General features: G+C 68.6%; 14 protein-coding genes and 2 tRNA genes. 4 read left to right on the top strand and 12 right to left on the bottom strand.

Translation table 11 applies throughout. The features are described 5' to 3' along the window. Positions 1-3: 3 nt before the first annotated feature. From N2041_RS08940 to N2041_RS08930, 3 genes are read right to left on the bottom strand one after another with little or no spacing between them, the layout of a single operon-like run. Positions 4-1,239: a 4Fe-4S dicluster domain-containing protein gene (locus N2041_RS08940; RefSeq protein ID WP_297677928.1), complete on the bottom strand. Its 1,236-nt coding sequence runs from the start codon at positions 1,237-1,239 to the stop codon at positions 4-6. A 2-nt stretch (positions 1,240-1,241) separates the two neighbouring features. Then, positions 1,242-1,508, bottom strand: a complete 267-nt coding sequence (locus N2041_RS08935) for a hypothetical protein (RefSeq protein ID WP_297677926.1) — start codon at positions 1,506-1,508, stop codon at positions 1,242-1,244. Between the two features lie 3 nt (positions 1,509-1,511). After that, a complete protein-coding gene (locus N2041_RS08930) occupies positions 1,512-4,958 on the bottom strand; it encodes a molybdopterin-dependent oxidoreductase (protein ID WP_297677924.1) in 3,447 nt (1,148 codons plus the stop codon). Between the two features lie 207 nt (positions 4,959-5,165). On the opposite strand from N2041_RS08930, the gene N2041_RS08925 reads away from it, so the two are divergent. Next, on the top strand, positions 5,166-5,846 hold the full coding sequence (locus N2041_RS08925; protein ID WP_297677922.1) for a Crp/Fnr family transcriptional regulator: 681 nt from the start codon (positions 5,166-5,168) through the stop codon (positions 5,844-5,846). Positions 5,847-5,852: 6 nt separating this feature from the next. Here the strand turns inward: N2041_RS08925 and N2041_RS08920 are convergent, their stop codons facing one another. The 4 genes from N2041_RS08920 to N2041_RS08905 all read right to left on the bottom strand — a co-directional run bounded on the left by N2041_RS08920 (position 5,853) and on the right by N2041_RS08905 (position 8,371). Continuing rightward, complete coding sequence (locus tag N2041_RS08920; RefSeq protein ID WP_297677920.1) at positions 5,853-7,178, bottom strand: hypothetical protein; 1,326 nt, start codon at positions 7,176-7,178, stop codon at positions 5,853-5,855. Further along, a complete protein-coding gene (locus N2041_RS08915; RefSeq protein WP_297677990.1) occupies positions 7,175-7,396 on the bottom strand; it encodes a DUF2249 domain-containing protein in 222 nt (73 codons plus the stop codon). The genes N2041_RS08920 and N2041_RS08915 overlap by 4 nt, the downstream gene beginning before the upstream one ends. A 68-nt stretch (positions 7,397-7,464) precedes the next feature. Further along, positions 7,465-8,184, bottom strand: coding sequence for an enoyl-CoA hydratase-related protein (locus N2041_RS08910; RefSeq protein ID WP_367187713.1), 720 nt, complete (start codon positions 8,182-8,184; stop codon positions 7,465-7,467). A 112-nt stretch (positions 8,185-8,296) separates the two neighbouring features. Beyond that, a tRNA-Arg gene (locus tag N2041_RS08905) sits at positions 8,297-8,371 on the bottom strand. 144 nt (positions 8,372-8,515) lie between these two features. Between N2041_RS08905 and N2041_RS08900 the strand changes: the two genes are divergently transcribed. Then, entirely contained in the window at positions 8,516-10,186 is a 1,671-nt protein-coding gene (locus N2041_RS08900; RefSeq protein WP_297677916.1) for a DEAD/DEAH box helicase, read from the top strand. Positions 10,187-10,204: 18 nt separating this feature from the next. Here the strand turns inward: N2041_RS08900 and N2041_RS08895 are convergent. The 3 genes from N2041_RS08895 to N2041_RS08885 form a co-directional block, all read right to left on the bottom strand. Continuing rightward, positions 10,205-10,276 (bottom strand) — tRNA-Lys (locus N2041_RS08895). Positions 10,277-10,358: 82 nt separating this feature from the next. Continuing rightward, complete coding sequence (locus N2041_RS08890; RefSeq protein WP_297677914.1) at positions 10,359-10,877, bottom strand: biotin/lipoyl-binding protein; 519 nt, start codon at positions 10,875-10,877, stop codon at positions 10,359-10,361. Positions 10,878-10,888: 11 nt separating this feature from the next. Then, the gene (locus N2041_RS08885) at positions 10,889-12,382 is read right to left on the bottom strand and encodes a pyruvate carboxylase subunit B (RefSeq protein ID WP_297677912.1); all 1,494 of its coding nucleotides are present in this window, start codon (positions 12,380-12,382) and stop codon (positions 10,889-10,891) included. Between the two features lie 154 nt (positions 12,383-12,536). On the opposite strand from N2041_RS08885, the gene N2041_RS08880 reads away from it, so the two are divergent. After that, positions 12,537-13,301, top strand: coding sequence for an SDR family NAD(P)-dependent oxidoreductase (locus tag N2041_RS08880; protein WP_297677911.1), 765 nt, complete (start codon positions 12,537-12,539; stop codon positions 13,299-13,301). Positions 13,302-13,438: 137 nt separating this feature from the next. Continuing rightward, the gene (locus N2041_RS08875) at positions 13,439-14,671 is read left to right on the top strand and encodes an acyl-CoA dehydrogenase family protein (RefSeq protein WP_297677909.1); all 1,233 of its coding nucleotides are present in this window, start codon (positions 13,439-13,441) and stop codon (positions 14,669-14,671) included. A gap of 15 nt (positions 14,672-14,686) precedes the next feature. Here N2041_RS08875 and N2041_RS08870 read toward each other — a convergent pair whose 3' ends face one another. After that, entirely contained in the window at positions 14,687-15,559 is an 873-nt protein-coding gene (locus tag N2041_RS08870; protein WP_297677907.1) for a hypothetical protein, read from the bottom strand. Between the two features lie 42 nt (positions 15,560-15,601). Next, complete coding sequence (locus tag N2041_RS08865; RefSeq protein ID WP_297677905.1) at positions 15,602-17,011, bottom strand: recombinase family protein; 1,410 nt, start codon at positions 17,009-17,011, stop codon at positions 15,602-15,604. Positions 17,012-17,013 lie beyond the last annotated feature (2 nt).

The raw sequence follows: 17,013 nt of genomic DNA, 5'->3' as shown, positions 1-17,013 counted from the left end.
CCGCTAGATGGTGTTCATCGCGAACCGCTCGGGCCGCTCGTAGAACGGTTCGTTGACGGTGATGCGAACGATTTCGTTTCCCTTGCTGTCGAAGCCGAGGACGGTGTCGTTGTAGATTTCCCGCTTCTGGCCGTCGATGGTGAATTCCGCAGCCTTCGGCCCCGGCTCGATGCGGTAGGAGAAGATGATTTTCTGAGTGGCGCGGAAGAGCTGGAGCACGGCGAGCAGCTCGCGAGAAGGGTTCGTGTAGCGGGCGATGGCGGCATCGACGCCCGGGCCGAACATCTGGCGGAGGTAATCGCGCGGGACCCAGCGGGGCGGGATGTAGTAGACGTTGGGCTGGGTGCCGAACTGTGGATAGAGGGGAAGGGCGACTTTTTCGACGTGGACGAGGTAGTAGAGCGGGTTCTGGCGGTCTTCGGTCCACTGGCCATCAGGCTCGACGTTGACGAGGCCCTGGAGGCGGATCTTGCCGATGCAGGCGGTCATGCAGCGGGTTTCCATCGGGATGCCCTCGGTGAGCGGGTCGGTGCCCTCGACACGGGGGTAGCAGCCGATGCACTTCTCCGAGGTGCGGGTGGTGGGCCGGTACATGGCCTTCTTGTAGGGGCAGGCTTCGACGCATTTGCGGTAGCCGCGGCAGCGCTCCTGGTCGATGAGGACGATGCCGTCTTCCTCCCGCTTGTAGGCGGCGTTGCGGGGGCAGGCAGCGACGCAGGCGGGGAAGGTGCAGTGATTACAGATGCGCTGGAGGTAGAAGAACCAGCCTGAATGCTCGGGGAGCGAGACGCCGGAGGGCGAGAAGCGAGTGGCGGTGTCTTCGAAGAGGTTGGGGGACTTCCACTCGTCCTCGGCCGGGAGGTAGCCGGTGGCCTGCTTCTCGACGCCGTCGGCGGTTTCGAAGATGGTCTTGCCGGCGAAGGTGCCGTAGGGTGCGGCGCGGTTCGGGGCCTTGGCGTCCCAGACCTGGCCGCCCGGGTCGGCCGCTTCCTGGAGCGCGAGGAGCTTCGTGTCCCAGTGATGGGGATAGCCGCCGAACGGTTTGGTTTCGACGTTGTTCCACCACATGAGCTCCTGGCCGGGCGAGAAAGTCCAGGTGGACTTGCAGGCCATGGTGCAGGTCTGGCAGGCGATGCAGCGGTTGATGTTGAAGACGGCGGCGAACTGGCGCTTCTGGGTGCCGGTTTCGAACCGGTAGTCCATTTCGCGGCCGATCTGCCAGTTGTACACGCGCGGCATGGCTAAACCTCCCCGGCGGCAGCGCCGTAGACGGTGCGGATGATGTCGCGGACGAAGGCTTCTCCGCGGCGGCGGTAGATGGCGTGCGTACCCGAGAAGTAGGGCGAGGCGAACATGCGGAGCGCTTTTTCGGGCGGCATCGCCATGAGGGCGTACTCCTCGACGATGCAGCGGGCCATCAGCGCGTCCTGGTCGACGCCTTCGGGAACAGGGAAGCGCTGCGCGACGAAGGCGTACGGGTCATCGAGTTCGACGTCTTTTTCGGCCACGGGTCAGGCCCTCCGGACGGTGACGAGTTTGCCGGCGAGGTAGCGGTCCATGAGCGGGGACGGGCGGGCAGGGGTGAGACCGTCCTGCCCGGCGGCCCACTTGCCCTGGCCGTTGAGGCCGCCGTCTTCGGCTTTGGTGATGCGGACGAGGGTTTCCTTGGGGACGGTGTTGACGGCGTGGTTGTCGGCTTCACCGCCGAAGATGAACGCCTGGGCGACTTTGGCCTTGTGGAAGAGCGTGTCGGTCATGTGCATGGGCATGGACCAGTCGCGGGTGACGCTCTGGTGGGAGCCGTAGCGGAAGTTGGACTGGTAGCCGGTATCGGCGGAGACGGCACGGCCGTCGGCACGGGTCTCGTGGGCAAGAACGGTCTTCTCGGTAGCGCCGAAGCCGCCGTGCTTGGTCATCGTGACGCCGCGGGGGTAGGCGGGGTTGATCTTCACGCGGAGCATGAGGCGGGCGACTTTGTAGCGCGGGTCGTCGGCAGTCCAGCCGAAGAACGGCCGGTCGGCGGGGTTGGCATCGACCCAGACGTAGTCGCCTTCTTCGAGGCCGAGTTCACGGGCGTCGTCGGGGTTCATGTGGAGCTGCTGGTCGCCGACGCTGGCCATGCGCTTATCGGTGCGGTAGGGGTCGGTAAAGTCGGTGGCGTAGAGGTTCATCCAGTCGGTGACCGACCAGGAGGAGTGGACGGTGTGGCGAGTCTTGGGCGTAAGGAAGTAGAAGCGGAAGCCCTGCTCCCAGAGCGGGTTCTTCGTCTGTTTGACCTGGCTCCAGGGGAGCTTGATGTTGCGGATGGTGCGGCGCTCCGGGTCGAGGTCATCGGGCGGGATGCCGTAGTCCTCCGGGCGGATGAGCGGATTGGAGGAGACGATGACATTCGGCAGGTAGGGCGTCGCCTCCGGGCCTTCGCGGTGGACGATGAAGTTCTCGCCGTATTCGATGGCCTCAGGGATGTCGCAGTAGGCGTTCATCCGGCCCGTATCGGTGTGGAAGGGGATGCTGTCGTGAACCTGTTCGTAGTAGGGGACGCGGGGGTAGGAGCGGAAGAGCATGAGCGCCGAGCCGGGCTCGCCGTACTTACCGGACAGGATGTCCTGCACCGTGTAGCCGCTGGTGGTGCCGGAGGAATCGAGGAGGCGCTGGAGGTAGATGTCCGAGCGGCCTTCGAGGGCGAACTTCCAGTAATCGGCGAACCGGCGGTCGCCGGTGAGGTCAGCGAGGGCTTTCGCGACGCCGGCCATGATGGCGATGTCGTCCTTCGTATCGAAGATCGGCTGGATGCCGCCCTTCCAGATCTGGAGGAACGGGTTCTGGCAGGAGGCGGTGACCTCGACCTGCTGCATTTCGAGCCAGGAGTTGGCGGGAAGGACGAAGTCGGAGTATTCGCAGGACAGGGTCATCTCGATGTCCTGCGTGATGATCATGTCGATCTTCGGCAGGACGTTGAAGAGGACCATGTAGAGCCATTTGGCGTTATTGATGAGGTTGACGTTGGTCGTCCAGATGACCTTCGTCGGGGTAGGCATGTGGGTTTTGCCGGTGAAGACTTTCCGGCCGTATTTCGGGGTCTCGACGATGAGGGCGCGGTCGCCGTGGTCCCAGAAGGCGGGTTCTTCGTCTTTCGTGTAGGCGTGGGCGTGGATGTCTTTGCCGCGGGCGGCAGGGTCGAGGTTGGGCTCAAACGGGTCTTCGGCGATCCAGCCTTTGAAGCCGGGGCCGCTCTCTGGCGTTCCCTGAAAGAGGGCGGCTTTGTAGTTGCCAGCCCAGGAGAAGACGCCGGCGCCGGGCTTGCCGACGTTGCCGGTGAGCATGAGCGGCAGGTGGACGGCGCGGTTGTGGAGTGTGGCGTGGAACCAGTGGTTGATACCTTCGCCGATGTGGATGGCGACCGGCTTGATGGTGGCGATATCGAGGGCGAGGCGCTCGATGAGGTCAGGCGGGGCGCCGGAGATCTCGGCGGCGGTAGCGAGGTCGTAGTCGCGGAGGTGGAGTTTGTATGCCTCCCAGAGCGTCATCACCTCCACGTCGCGGCCGTCGAGCGTGCGGACCGTGCCGCGGTAATCGAGCTGGGGCTCGATGCCTTTGGAGGCGAGGCGGTCGCCGACGTCGTCGCGGGTCAGCGGCTGGAGTGAGCGGGACTTTGCGTCGTAGACGACGTAGTCGTGAAGCTTCGCGTACTGCTCCTTCGTGAGCCCCTGGACCTTGAAGCTCGGGCCGTTGGGGTCGAGCGCCGGCTGGTAGCCGGGGAAGACGTCCCGCGGGTCGAGCCGCTTGAGGGTATCGGTCCGGATGAGGAGCGGGAGGTCGGTAAAGCGCTTGACGAAGTCGGCATCGTAGAGGTTCCGCTCCATCAGGATGCGGGTGATGGCGAGGAAGATGGCGGTATCACCGAGACCGGGGCGGCAGGGGATCCAGTAGTCGGCCTTGGTGGCTGGGGGTGAGTATTCGGGGGTGACGGTGACGATCTTGCCGCCGCGCTCCATGAGTTCGATGAAGAAATGGGCGTCGGCCATCTTGTTTTCGACGAGGTTTTTCCCGACGCCGACGTGGAGGCGGGCGTTGCGCATATCGTTGAAGTCGCAGTCGGCGTTCTGAAGGCCGGTGACGAAGGGGGTGCCCGGGGCCTGGTCGCCGTGCCAGGTGTAGTTGGACCAATTGCGGCCGCCGCGCGCCTGTTCGGGCGCAACGCCGCGGACGTGGACGTCGAGGAGGGCCATCATGTTGGACATGCGGTACATGCCGTATTTGCCGAGGACGCCGAGGAGGCCCATGCCGCCGCGCATCTTGAAGGTGCGGGTGCCGGCGCCGCCCATCTCCTCGACCATTTCGGGCTGGTAGCCTTCCTCGAGGAGGATGCGCTTGCCTTCATCGCCGGAGTAGCGGCGAGCGACGGCTTCGAGGCCGCGGGCGGCGTAGCGGAACGCCTCGTCCCAGGAGACGTTAACGAAGGTGTCGCGGCCGCGAGCGTCGAAGCGGTATTTGGTGCGGGCCTCGGGGGTGAGGGCGGGGAAGCCGGCATCGGCCCACTCTTTCCAGCCCTTGCGAATCATCGGGTTGCGCAGCCGGTAGGGGCCGTAGATGCGGCGGGTGAGCGTGGCGCCTTTGTTGCAGCCCCGGGGGTTCCAGGCGGCGGTGGCGAAGTTGCCGGAGGGGTCGCCCACGTCCTGGCAGTCGTAGTTCTGTTCGGTGCGGATGACGACGCCGTTGCGGACGAAGGCGCGCAGGCGGCAGTTGTGGGTGCAGTTCGGCGCGCAGACGAACGTGAAGGAGCTGTCGTAGGCATACTGGTCGCGGTAGAGCCGTTCCCAGCCACGATTGGGGTAGTACTGGAGCGGGTTGGCGACGCCGGGCGCGGCCTGGAGGAATGCGAAGCGGTGGCCGGCGTAGGCGGCAGTTCCGGCGGCGGCGAGGCCGGTGGTGAGTTTGAAGAACTGGCGACGGTCCACGGGCGCCTCCCTGCGGGGCGGATGGTCGGATGCCCTCAGCCTGCAGCGGGGGAAGGCCGCGGGCTGTGACAATCGTCACGGGCGGGGGCGAGGCGGTTGAGGGCACAACGAACCGGATTTCGTGCACCTATCGGGGAAGCAAATGCCAGCCATAGATGCAGCAACAGCCGTCCGGCGGCCGGACTCCGGTTGGTGGAAAATGTGCGCGTGCAGGTCGAGCCCCGGGACGTGCTGGCGATCCCCCATTTCGCCTCGCTGACGGAGGCGGAGGCGGCGACGGTGGCTCCGCTCCTGCGGTGTCAGCGGCTCGCCCCGCGCGGCCGGCTGATGACGGAAGGTGAGCCTTGCGCTGGCTTCTACCTCGTCCGCCGGGGCACGCTCCGGCTTTTCCGGACGGCGCCCGACGGGCGGGAGCAGACGCTGAGGATCGTCGGCCCCGGGGAGACGTTCGGTGAGGTGCCGGTCTTCGACGGCGGGCCGAATGCAGCGAGCGTGGAGGCGCTGGAGGAAGCGGTGGTGGTGCTCGTGCCGGCGGCGGTGGCGCAGGTGCTGGTCGAGCGCTACCCGGCGGTTGCGCGGGCGCTGCTGCGGCACCTCGCGGTGCGGCTGCGGGCGTTCAACGAACTCGTCGAGCAGCTTTCGCTGCAGACGGTGCAGCAGCGGCTGGCGCGCTACCTGTACACCGAAGCGCGTCAGACCGGGCAGGTCACAGCAGAGGGCATCGTCATCGAGCGGCGGCTGAGCGGGCAGGACCTGGCGTCGCTCGTCGGGAGCGTCCGGGAGGTGGTCGCACGGTCGCTAAAGGCCCTCGAAGACGAAGGGGTCATAACCGTCGAGCGCCACCGGTACGTGGTTCGCGACCTCGAGGGCCTGCGGCGCTACCTGTGACGGCGGCTAGCGGCGGATCGCAGGGGCAGGCATTCCGGGCGGTGACGGCACGGCGCTTCGCTGCTCCGGACGGGTAATGAACGTGCCGGCGAGCGTGGCGCAGGCGATGAGCCCGGCAGCGGCGAAGGCGGTGCCGGCGAGGCGGAGCAGTGACAGACTCGCGGCAAGCGAAGCGGCGGCGCCGAGCGCTACCCCGACCGCCACGAGGACGAGGACAGCGTGGGCGAGTCGCGAGGAGTAGAGGTCGCCAGTCCCGGGCGTCCAGCGGGTGCCGGCGACGGCACTGTAGCGGTGATACCAGGCGATGAACGGGACGATTTTGTAGCTGTTGGCAATGAGCGTGGCACCGGCCCAGCCCGGCAACAGGAGGAAGCCGCACGCGGCCTGGAGCGCGGCGCCCGAGACCGGGCGGCTGTCCGCCGGGAGGACGGCGGCGGATGGGGCCATGAGGAGCCCGGCTGCGAGAAAGGCGAACGACAGCAGCGTCGCGCGGCTGTAGAGGTCGGCCCGTCGCCGGAGCCGGGAATGGTAGAGCCGAAGCGCGTCGCTCAGCCAGAGCAGGCCGAGGCCAGCGAGTGCACCTTCGAGGACGAGCCGTGCCGCGGGCGGAGGATCGACCGCCAGAATGACGAATGCGGCGCCAGCGGCAGCGGCAAGCGCCCAGGGGAGAACGTTCGCGAAGCGGGGTTCGGTGCCGCGGACGATGCCGAACATCGGCAGGAGGCGGTACGTGACGCCAGTGATGGCGATAGCGAGCCAGCCGACGATGCCGAGGTGGGCGTGGGCGGCGACGAGGCCCGGCGTAACGCCAAACCAGCCGAACCGGAGGGCCAGGGCCAGCGTCAGCCCGGCAGCGACGGCGGCGCCAAGGAGGAGGTGGGCGAGCCGGAGGCTGAGAACCTCAGGGCCACGCGCGCGAGCTGTGAGCAGCGGGCGGGCGGCCGTGAGGAGGTAGACCGCAACGCCGGCGGAGGCGAGTGATGCGCCGGACGCGAGCAGCGGCAGCCGCCAGCCGGCGAAGGCGGCCACCATGAGCGTGACGCCAGCCGAGTGGAGAACGAACGCGGTGAGCGCCGCGCGGGCGCTGATGGCGCGGCCACCCAGGACCGATGGCACGAGCTGCAGCGTCGCGCCCATGATGGAGAGCGTGAGCCAGCCGAGCACTGCGCCGTGGACGGCGGCGAGGAAGGCGGGCGTCGAGGGGCCATCGAGCGTGCCGGGGCCAGCGCCGAGGAGGGCGATACCGGCGACGGCGAGGCCGAGAGGCGCCGTCACGAGGAAAGGCGCCACCGCGCGGGCGGGCGGGACGGCGCCAGGGTCGATGCCGTTCACTCCGAAGGCCCCCGCCAGATTCGGACGCGCGGGCCGTCGTCCGCTTCGCTGAACTCCCAGGCGAACCCGCGCCGTTCGAGTTCGCGGTAGAGCAGGCGCGGCTCGCGGTCCATGAGCGCGACGAGTTCGTCGCCCTCGCGCAGGGCCGCGAGCGCCTGGAGGATACGAACCATCGGCTGGGGCGGTTCGAGGCCGCGGTTATCGATGACGAGCTGCATCACGGCCCCAATCGTGCCCTTCCCGGCGAGCGGAAGATTTGACTTAGGTCACAGGCGCTACCGGGCGGTCAGCGGTTGCGCCAGGAGGGCGGGCGCTTTTCGAGGAAGGAGCGCATGCCCTCCTGCGCGTCTTCGGACTGGGAGGCCGCGGCCATGAGTTCGACGGCGTAGGCGTAGGCGTCGTGCTGGCTCATCTCCACCTGGGTGTAAAAGCCGAGCTTGCCGACCCCCTTCGAAAACGCGGAGCCGCGGGTGGCGCGCTGGAGCAAATCGAGCGTGGCGGATTCGAGCAGCTCGGCGGGGACGACGCGGTTGACGAGGCCCCACTGGAGGGCGGTCTGCGCGTCGATCGTGTCGCCGGTGAGCGCGAGTTCGAGGGCGTGTTTGCGGGCGATGCTGCGGCTGACCGCCACGAGCGGGGTGTGGCAGAACCAGCCGCCCTTGCCGCCGGGCGTGGCGAAGGCCGCGTCTTCGGAGGCGACGGCGAGGTCGCAGGTGGCGACGAGCTGGCAGCCGGCGGCGGTGGCGAGGCCGTGGACGCGGGCGATGACGACCTGCGGGATGCGCTGCATCGTCTCCATCAGGTCGGTGCAGGTCCAGAGGAGTTCGCGCATCTCTTTGAGGCCGGCGCCGGCCATCTCGGAGAAGTCGTGGCCGGCAGAGAAGACGGGGCCGTTGCCGGCGAGGATGACGCCGAGGGCGTCGGAGTCCCCGACGTCGCGGAAGGCGTCGCGGAGTTCGCGCAGGTGGCCGAGAGAGAGCGCGTTGCGGCGCTCGGGCCGGTTCATCGTGATGGTGACGTAGGGGCCTTCGCGGTCGACGAGGATGTACTGGTAGGACACCGCAGCACCTCCGGGCGGGTGGTGCGGATGGTAGCGCGGCCGGCAGAAGGAGAGGTAGTGGTACCCCCGGCAGGAATCGAACCTGCGCACATGGTTTAGGAAACCACTGCTCTATCCGCTGAGCTACGGGGGCGCGAACCGCTGTGGGACCAGTTTCGCACGCGGGTGTCAATTGCGGGAACGGGCGCGGACCGCGACATCGGGTGTCGCGGCGCTGACGCATGATCGGCCGGCGCGCTGGCAGGGCGCGCGAATTCGAGCACGAGGAGGTTTGCCCATGGTCGAACCGGCCGATGCGGCGCCGCAGCCCGGCGAGGCGGCGGAGCGCGTCAAGATCCATGCCGCGGTGCGCGGCAACAACGTGGTCATCGAGATCCCGAAGGTGCAGGCGCTGGTCGATGCGATGCGGAGCCTGCCGGTGAAGCGGTACGACTGGAAGACGCGGCAGTGGACGGTGCCGCTGGCGCATGCGGCGGAGGCGTTCCGGGCGCTCGACGCGGCGGGCGCGGATGCCGGCGATCTCGCGAAGGCGGCCGGGCTGCACGCGCTGCGGGTGGTCGATGCGGAGGACGTCGCCCCGCGCTACCCGGGGCTGTTCCCGCACCAGCGGGAGGGGGTGCGGTTCCTCGCGGCCTCGCGCGGGGCGATCCTGGCCGACGACATGGGCCTCGGGAAGACGCGGCAGGCGATCATCGCCCTCGCCGAGCGGCGGCCGGATGGCGAGCTGCTGGTAGTCTGCCCTGCTTCGCTGAAGCTGAACTGGCGGCGGGAGATCGAGCGGGTGTACCCCGGCGCGGAGGTGCGGATCATCAACGGGCCGGACGACGTGGTGCCGGCGCGGTGGACGATCGTGAACTACGACATCCTCGCGCGGAAGAAGCCGCAGCTGGTGAAGCACCGCTGGGCCGGTGTGATCCTGGATGAAGCGCACTACATCAAGAACCCGGAGGCGGCGCGGTCGAAGGCGGCGCTCGCCGTGCTGGACCACGTGGAAGACCGCTACCTGCTGACCGGGACGCCGGTGATGAACCGGCCGATCGAGCTGTTCAACCTGCTGCGGGCGGTCGGCCACCCGCTGGGCGACGATTACGTCGAGTTCGGCAAGCGGTACTGCGACGGGTTCAAGGACGGGTACGGCTGGGACTTCAGCGGCGCTTCGAACCTGGACGAGCTGAAGGCGCGGACGGAGGGGACGATCCTCGCGCGCAAGAAGGAGGACGTGCTCGACCTGCCGCCGAAGCTGCGGACGACGGTGCCGGTGGAGCTGGACCCGGCGCGCTACCAGGCGACGGTCGACGAGATCGTCGCGCTGGCCCGGCAGCAGGCGGCGGCGAACAGCGGCCGGGTGCGCTGGAACGAGCTGCTGCCGGTGTTCTCGAAGCTGCGGCACGCCATCGCGAAGGACAAGGCGAAGCACACGGCCGCGCTCGTCGAGGATGCGGTGGCGAGCGGCGAGAAGGCGATCGTGTTCACCGGCTTCAACGCGGTGGCCGATGCGCTGGAGCGCCATTTCGGGGATGCGGCCGTGCGGCTGACGGGCGACACGGCGCAGGCGGCGCGGCAGGAGGCGGTCGACCTGTTCCAGTCGGACCCGGCGGTGAAGGTGTTCGTGGGGAACATCCTCGCGGCCGGGACGGGCATCACGCTCACGGCGGCGACGCAGGTGTTCTTCAACGACCTCGACTGGGTGCCGGCGAACCACCTGCAGGCCGAAGACCGGGCGTACCGCATCGGTCAGCAGCGGATGGTGAACGTGTACTACGTCACCGCGCCGGGGACGCTGGACGATGTCGTCTGGGGCGTGCTGGAGCAGAAACTGGCGGTGCTGGAGCAGCTCGATTATTCGAAGCGCGGCGCGGCCGAGGCCGGGAGCGTCGACGAGGCGGTGCTGGAGCGGCTGCTCCGGGACTTCGCGGGGCCGCTCGACCCTTCCGCGCCGGCCGGCTGACGCGCCGGGAGCGCATCGTAGGCCCGGAGAGATTCGAACTCTCGACCAATGGATTAAAAGTCCACTGCTCTACCGCTGAGCTACGGGCCCGGAGTCATTATCGCCGGGGACGACGGGAGGGGCCACGCGGACGCGCGGCCCCTCCCGTCGAGCGGTGCTGAGAGTGACCGTTTTATTCGATGACGGCGAGGACGTCGCCTTCCGAGACGCGCTGGCCTTCGCTGACGGGGACGTCTTTGACGGTGCCGTCGGCGGGGGCCTTGATTTCGTTCTCCATCTTCATCGCTTCGAGGATGAGGAGGACGTCGCCCTTCGCGACGGCCTGGCCGGCTTTGACGTTGATGCGCACGACCTTGCCGCTGATCTGGGCGGTGACGGCGCCTTTGACGGCGGCCTTCGGACCGCCGCCGGCAGCCGGGGAGGCTGCAGCGCGCTCGCGCGGAGCGGGCCCGCCGCCGAGGCGGCCTTCCCATTCGAGCTTGAAGGGGCGGTAATCGACCTGGACTTCCATGCCGCTCTGGCGCTGGTCCGGGGGCGGGAGCTGGACGCGGTAGGGGACGCCGCCGGCGGTGACGGTGACGTAGCCGGTCTCTTCGCGAACGGTGACGGGGTATTCGTGGCCGTCGACGATGACGCGATCGCCGCGGACTTCGACCTCGTAGGTGCGGCCTCCGATGGTGACCTTGGCCATGGCGGTTCCTCCTAGCGCATCTGGCGGAGGCGCCCGAAGGAGCGCCAGTTGCTGGTGTCGCCGTTGTGGGCAGCGGCCGGCGCGGGTGCTGCGGCGGCCTGCTGCTTCTTTTCGGAGATGGTCATGGCGCCGACGACGGCGGCGACGAGTTCACGCTCGGGCCCGCCGCCTTCGCGCCGCCACTGGAAGAACTCGCGGGCGACCTGGGGGAACATCACGTAGCTGAGGACGTCGTCGATGTTCTCCGCGAGGTCGGCGATTTCGGCCTTCGCCTTCTCCATCTCGGGCTCGAGGTCGTCGGCCGGGCGGTGGTCGATCGGCTGCTCGTCGCCGAGGAGCTGCTTCAGGATGTCGGGCGCGATCGGAACGGTGGTGCGGCCGTACATGCCCTTGGCCAGGTTGCGGGTCTCGCGGGTGACAGTGGCGTAGCGCTTGCCGGTGAGGACGTTGAGGACCGCCTGCGTGCCGACGATCTGGGAGCTGGGGGTGACGAGGGGCGGATAGCCGAGGTCGGCGCGGACGCGGGCGTTTTCTTCGAGCACTTCGGGCAGCTTGTGCTCGGCGCCCTGCTCGCGGAGCTGGCCGACGAGGTTGGAGATCATGCCGCCCGGGACCTGGTGGGAGATGACGCCGGCGTCGATGCCCAGGAGGCCGGATTCGAACTTCCAGTATTTCCGCCGGACGCCGCGGAAGTAGTCGGCGAGCTGGCGGAGCTTCTCCATGTCGAGCCCGGTGGCGTACTCGGGGAACTCGGCGAGCGAGGCGACGAGGGTTTCGGTGGCGGGCTGGCTGGTGCCGCCGGCGAGGGGCGAGATGGCGCAGTCGATGACGTTGGCGCCGGCCTGCACACCCATGAGGTAGGCCATCTCGGAGAAGCCGCCGGTATCGTGGCAGTGCATCTGGATGAGGATGGTGGGGTGCTTCTGGCGGATGCGCTCGACGATCTGCTTCGCCATCATCGGGCTGAGCAGGCCGGCCATGTCTTTGATGGCGATGGAGTCGGCGCCCATCGCGATCATCTCGTCGGCGAGCTTCGCGAAGGAGTCCACAGTGTGGACGGGGGAGGTGGTGTAGCAGATGGCGCCCTGCACGTGGCCGCCGGCCTTCTTGACGGCGCGGAAGGCGGTCTCGAGGTTCCGGGTGTCGTTGAGGGCGTCGAAGATGCGGAAGATGTCCATGCCGTTCTGGACGGCGCGGTCGCAGAACTCATCGATGACGTCATCGGCGTAATGGCGGTAGCCGACGGCGTTCTGGCCGCGGAGGAGCATCTGGGTGGGGGTGTGCTTGAGGCGCTTCTTGATTTCGCGGAGGCGCTCCCACGGGTCTTCCTTGAGGAAGCGGAGGCAGGTGTCGAAGGTGGCGCCGCCCCAGCACTCGATGGAGTGGTAGCCGATGGAGTCCATGAGCTCGAGGACGGGGATCATGTCCTCGGTGCGCATGCGGGTGGCGAGGAGCGATTGATGGCCATCGCGGATGGCCGTTTCCATGATGCCGACTTTGGCCATGTGTGCGTTCCGCGGAGAGGGTTTGGAGGCGAATGCCCGGTGCTTACGCCTCAGGGTAGCGGGAGCGGGGGCTAGGCGCGATTGCCGGGCCCTGGTGGGCGGCATGCGGTAGGCTTGCGCGGCAATCGATTTCGTTTCGGATTGGAGGAAGGCGATGGATATCGGGAAGCTGTTCAGTCTCGAAGGGAAGGTGGCGCTGGTCACCGGCGGGAGCCGGGGGCTGGGGCGCGAGATGGTGCTGGCGTTCGCCCACGCGGGAGCGGATGTGATCATCGCGAGCCGGAAGCTGGAGGCGTGCGAGCGGCTGGCGGAGGAGGTGGTGCGGGAGACGGGGCGGAAGGCGCTGCCGGCGGCGTGCCACGTGGGCGAATGGGAGCAGGTTGAGGCGCTGGCGCGGCGGGCGTACGAGGCGTTCGGGAGGGTCGACGTGCTGGTGAACAACGCCGGGATGTCGCCCATCTACGACCACGTGGCGAACGTGACGGAGGCGCTGTACGACAAGGTGCTCGACGTGAACCTGAAAGGGCCGTTCCGGCTGACGGCGCTGGTGGGCACGAAGATGGCGGAGGGCAGCGGCGGCTCGATCATCATGGTCTCGAGCACGGCGTCGCTCCACCCGGCGCCGGACGTAATCCCGTACGCGGCGGCGAAGGCGGGGCTGAACGCGATGACGGTGGGGTTTGCGCGGGCGTTCGCGCCGAAGGTGCGGGTGAACTGCATCGTGCCGGGGCCGTTCCTGACGGACATCTCAAAGGCCTGGGATATGGAGGCGTTCAAGGAGCGGGCCAGGACGTCGATTCCGCTGCAGCGCGGGGGCGAGCCGCACGAGATCGTGGGAGCAGCGCTCTACCTCGCCTCGGATGCGTCGAGCTACACGACGGGTTCGCTGCTGGTTGTCTCTGGGGGCAGCGGGATCTAGGGGCGAGGGCCGCATGGAGCGGCCGGTGATGCGGCCCGGCAGGGGCGCCCGCCAGCGCTTATGATGGGCGGGCTTCGCCGGGCCGCGCCGCCAAAGCTGCCCGGCAACCAGACAGCGAAGGGAGTATCCGAGAACCGATGGCCGTTGATTTCGAGATCCCGGCGGAGGCGAAGGCGATCCGTCAGAAGGTGCGGGAGTTCGTCCACAGCGAGTGCATCCCGGCGGAGAAGCGGCTGCTCGACGGGGAGCCGTACAAGGAGGTGCTGGCCGAGCTCCGGCACAAGGCGCGGTCGCAGGGGCTCTGGTGCCCGTTCGTCCCGAAGGAATGGGGCGGGATGGGGCTCGGCCCGCTGGCGAATGCGCTCGTCCAGATGGAGCTGGGGGAGAGCTACCTCGGTGCGCTGGCGCTGAACACGCAGGGCCCCGACGACGCGACGATGCTGACGATCCTGCAGCACGGGACGGACTACCAGAAGGAGAAGTTCCTCAAGCCGCTGCTCAACGGGGAGAAACGGGTCTGCTATTCGATGACGGAGCGGGCCGCCGGGGCTGATGCCACCGGGATGAAGACCTCGGCGGTGCGCGACGGCGACAACTGGATCCTGAACGGGGAGAAGTGGTTCTCGAGCGCGGCGAGCGTCGCGGACATCGCGGTGGTGATGGCGAAGACGGACCCTGATGCGCCGCGGCATCAGCAGTTCAGCACGTTCATCGTGGAGCTGCCGAACCCGGGCTACCGGATCGTCCGGGACATCCCGACGATGGCGATCGAGGGGCCGCTGACGCACATCCTCGGCGGCGGGCACGCCGAGGTGAAGATCGAAAACCTCGTGGTGCCGCACGAGAACCTGCTGGGCGGGCAGGGGAACGGGTTCAACATGGGGCAGCACCGGCTGGCGTACGGCCGGCTGCGGCACGGGATGCACAACGTGGCGATGGCGCAGCGCGCGCTCGATATGGCGGCGAAGCGGGTGACCGAGCGGGAGACGTTCGGCCGGCTGCTCGCCGACCGGCAGGGTGTGCAGTGGATGCTGGCCGATTGCGCGACGGAGCTGTACATCGCCCGCCTGATGCTGCTCCACATCGCGTGGAAGGCGGAGAAGGGACTGGACATCCGGCAGGAGAACGGCATCGCGAAGGTGTTCCTCGCGAACATGGTGCACAAGGTGGTGGACACGGCGATCCAGCTGCACGGTGCGCTGGGCTACAGCCTCGATACGCCGCTGGCCCGCTGGTATACGGCGATCCGCTCGCAGCGGCTGGTGGACGGCCCGGATGAGGTGCACCGCTGGACGACGGGGCGGAACGTCATCAAGGCGTTCAAGGAGTTCGGGACGACGGCGCCGGCCTGCGGCGGCGACCTGCTCTAGCCCGGGGCGCGGGGGCTACCCGGCGCCGAGGCGCTCGAGCAGCCCTTCGACCTGCACGCCGGTGATGGGGCGGACGACCCGCCCCATCCCGGTCCAGTGCGGCCATTTCCAGTCGCCGGTGGCGCGCGGCTGCTGGACGGGGAAGAGAACGGGGCGGTCCCGGGCGGCCAGCATGAGGTGGTAGTGTTCGCCGAGGGGGACGGTTTCGTTGACGAGGCCGACCCAGCAGGTCATCTCTTCGCCGGGAAGGGCGAAGGTGGTGCCGAAGTAGCGGTAGTGGCCGCCGACAGGGCGGGAGGCGCTGGCGACGTAGCGGACGCCGGGGCCGAAGCGCATGCGGAGGGCGGCGCCGATGAGCGCGTGGAGGCGGTTGGTGGTGAGCGCTTCGTCGAGGGGGACTTCGCCGAGGCCGAGGATGTCTTCGAGGACGAACTGGCGGAACTGGGCGGCGATGGGGTCGGGGTCGCCGTCGAGGGCTTCGACGACTTCGTACCAGGTGACGGGGACCCACGGGGCGGGGACGTCGTCGCGGGGGAGGCCGAGCATGACGAAGGCGGGGGGCTCGCTCCACTGGCGCGCGACGGATTCCATGGCCGGGAGCTGGGACTCATCGGCGCCGGGTTCGACCTGGACTTCGACGAGGATGCGCCTGCCGCCTTCGTAGGTGAGGAGGAGGTCGGCGACGCCGGCGTCGGCAAGGCGCGGCTGGACTTCGACGAGGGCGAGCGGCTCACTGCCGACGCCGGCGGCCTGGGCGAAGAGGGCGTTGAGCATGCGGTGGCCGCCGCGGAGGAAGTAGGCGAGGGCGCTGGTGCAGTAGTTTTCGAAGGGGGTTGCCTTCGAACCCGGCCGGTAGGCCGAGAGCATGGTGAAGAGGTTTTCGGACATCGGTTTCAGTATGCACGGGCAGGGCGCGGGCAGACACGCGGCTCAGGCGCGGCGGTAGACGCGGACGTCGTCGCCATCGACGTCGATGCGGTCGACGACGTCGCGGAGCGCGGCCTGGAGGTCGTTGAAGGGGAGGCTGTCCCATTCGCGGAGGAGGCGCTCGCGCTGCTGTTCGAGGTGGCGTCGGCGCTCGGCTTCGGATTCATGGGCGCGGATGCGTTCGCGCGCGGCGGCAAGCTCGGCCTGGAGCTGACGGTGCTCTTCGGCGAGGTCGGCGCCAAGGGCTTTGAGGCGCTCGAGGGAGATGTGGCCGTGGGCGGCATCGGCGACGAGCTCTTCGACCTGGCGGCGGTTGCGCTTGATGCGCGACTCGATGCGGTCGACCTGTGAGAGGAGCTCGAGGTGGTACGAATCTACGTTGCCGGCCATGCGGACGCGGGGGCCGGGGTGGTCGTCGCTGGCGAGGGCTTCGCGGACGCGCGCTTCGAGTTCGGCGGCGCGGCGGGTGTTGTAGCCGCAGGAGCTCTGGTTGGTGCGGGATTCGCACTGGTAGTAGCGGTAGGTGGCGGAGTGCGATTCGCCGGAGCGGGTGAGCCAGGACTGGCGGCGGCTGACGCCGATCATCTTGTTGCCGCAGCGGGCACAGTGGACGAGGCCGCTGAGGAGGAAGGGCGTGACGGAGCGCTGGCGGGCCGGGGTGTGGCGCGCCTGGAGGCGGTCCTGGACGCGGCGGAAGTCTTCGGGGGAGACGAGGGCGGGGTGGCTGCCGGTGACGGTGGTGCCGAAGCGGGAGTAGTGGCCGAGGTAGGCACGGTTCCGGAGAATGTCGCGGACGGTGACCATGCTCCAGCGGCCGCCCCGGCGGGTGGGGATGCCTTCGTCGTTGAGGCGGCCGGCGATCTTCCGGATGCCGAGGTTCTCACCGAGGTAGAGGCGGAAGATGTAGCGGACGACGACGGCCTCTTCGGGGACGAGCTCGAGGCGGCGGCGGGGGCCGACGCGATAGCCGTAGGGCGGCCGGCCGAGGACTTCGCCGCGGACGGCTTTGCGGCGCATGGCGGAGCGGACGCGTTCGGAGATCGGTGTGCCTTCGCCGCGCTCGGCCCAGGTATCGACGAGCGCCTTGAAGGCTTCGCTGCCGTTGTGGGCGAGGAGGACGGTCGCGCCGCCGTGCTCGAGTTCGAGGAGGCGGAGGGCGGCCGCGCCGAGGTCCGGCCCGAGGGCGGAGAGGGCATCGATGACGACGACGGTGAACGTCCGGCCGGGCCGCTGGAGGAACTCGAGGAGCTGGTCGAAGCCGGCGGATGACGCCTCATCAGGGTCGGCGAAGGTTGCGGCGACCTCGTACCCGGAGCGCTGGCAGAAATCGAGGAAGGCGCGGTTCTGCTCGCCGATGCTGCGCTTCTGACCGTTGCGGCGGGCGGAGGCAGAGAAGTAGCCGATGGCCTGCACGG

It is taken from the genome of Tepidiforma sp. (genome assembly GCF_026419595.1).
Lineage (GTDB): Bacteria > Chloroflexota > Dehalococcoidia > Tepidiformales > Tepidiformaceae > Tepidiforma.
This window is presented reverse-complemented; position numbering and strand designations above follow the sequence as displayed.

Coding starts and splice junctions, on each gene's coding strand:
- N2041_RS08940 (WP_297677928.1), bottom strand. CDS start 1,239: ATGCCGCGCGTGTACAACTGGCAGATCGGCCGCGAAATGGACTACCGG.
- N2041_RS08915 (WP_297677990.1), bottom strand. CDS start 7,396: ATGCAGCTCGTCATCGATAACCGCGGCCTCGAACCGCCCCAGCCGATG.
- N2041_RS08910 (WP_367187713.1), bottom strand. CDS start 8,184: ATGAACCGGCCCGAGCGCCGCAACGCGCTCTCTCTCGGCCACCTGCGC.
- N2041_RS08900 (WP_297677916.1), top strand. CDS start 8,516: ATGGTCGAACCGGCCGATGCGGCGCCGCAGCCCGGCGAGGCGGCGGAG.
- N2041_RS08890 (WP_297677914.1), bottom strand. CDS start 10,877: ATGGCCAAGGTCACCATCGGAGGCCGCACCTACGAGGTCGAAGTCCGC.
- N2041_RS08885 (WP_297677912.1), bottom strand. CDS start 12,382: ATGGCCAAAGTCGGCATCATGGAAACGGCCATCCGCGATGGCCATCAA.
- N2041_RS08880 (WP_297677911.1), top strand. CDS start 12,537: ATGGATATCGGGAAGCTGTTCAGTCTCGAAGGGAAGGTGGCGCTGGTC.
- N2041_RS08875 (WP_297677909.1), top strand. CDS start 13,439: ATGGCCGTTGATTTCGAGATCCCGGCGGAGGCGAAGGCGATCCGTCAG.
- N2041_RS08870 (WP_297677907.1), bottom strand. CDS start 15,559: ATGTCCGAAAACCTCTTCACCATGCTCTCGGCCTACCGGCCGGGTTCG.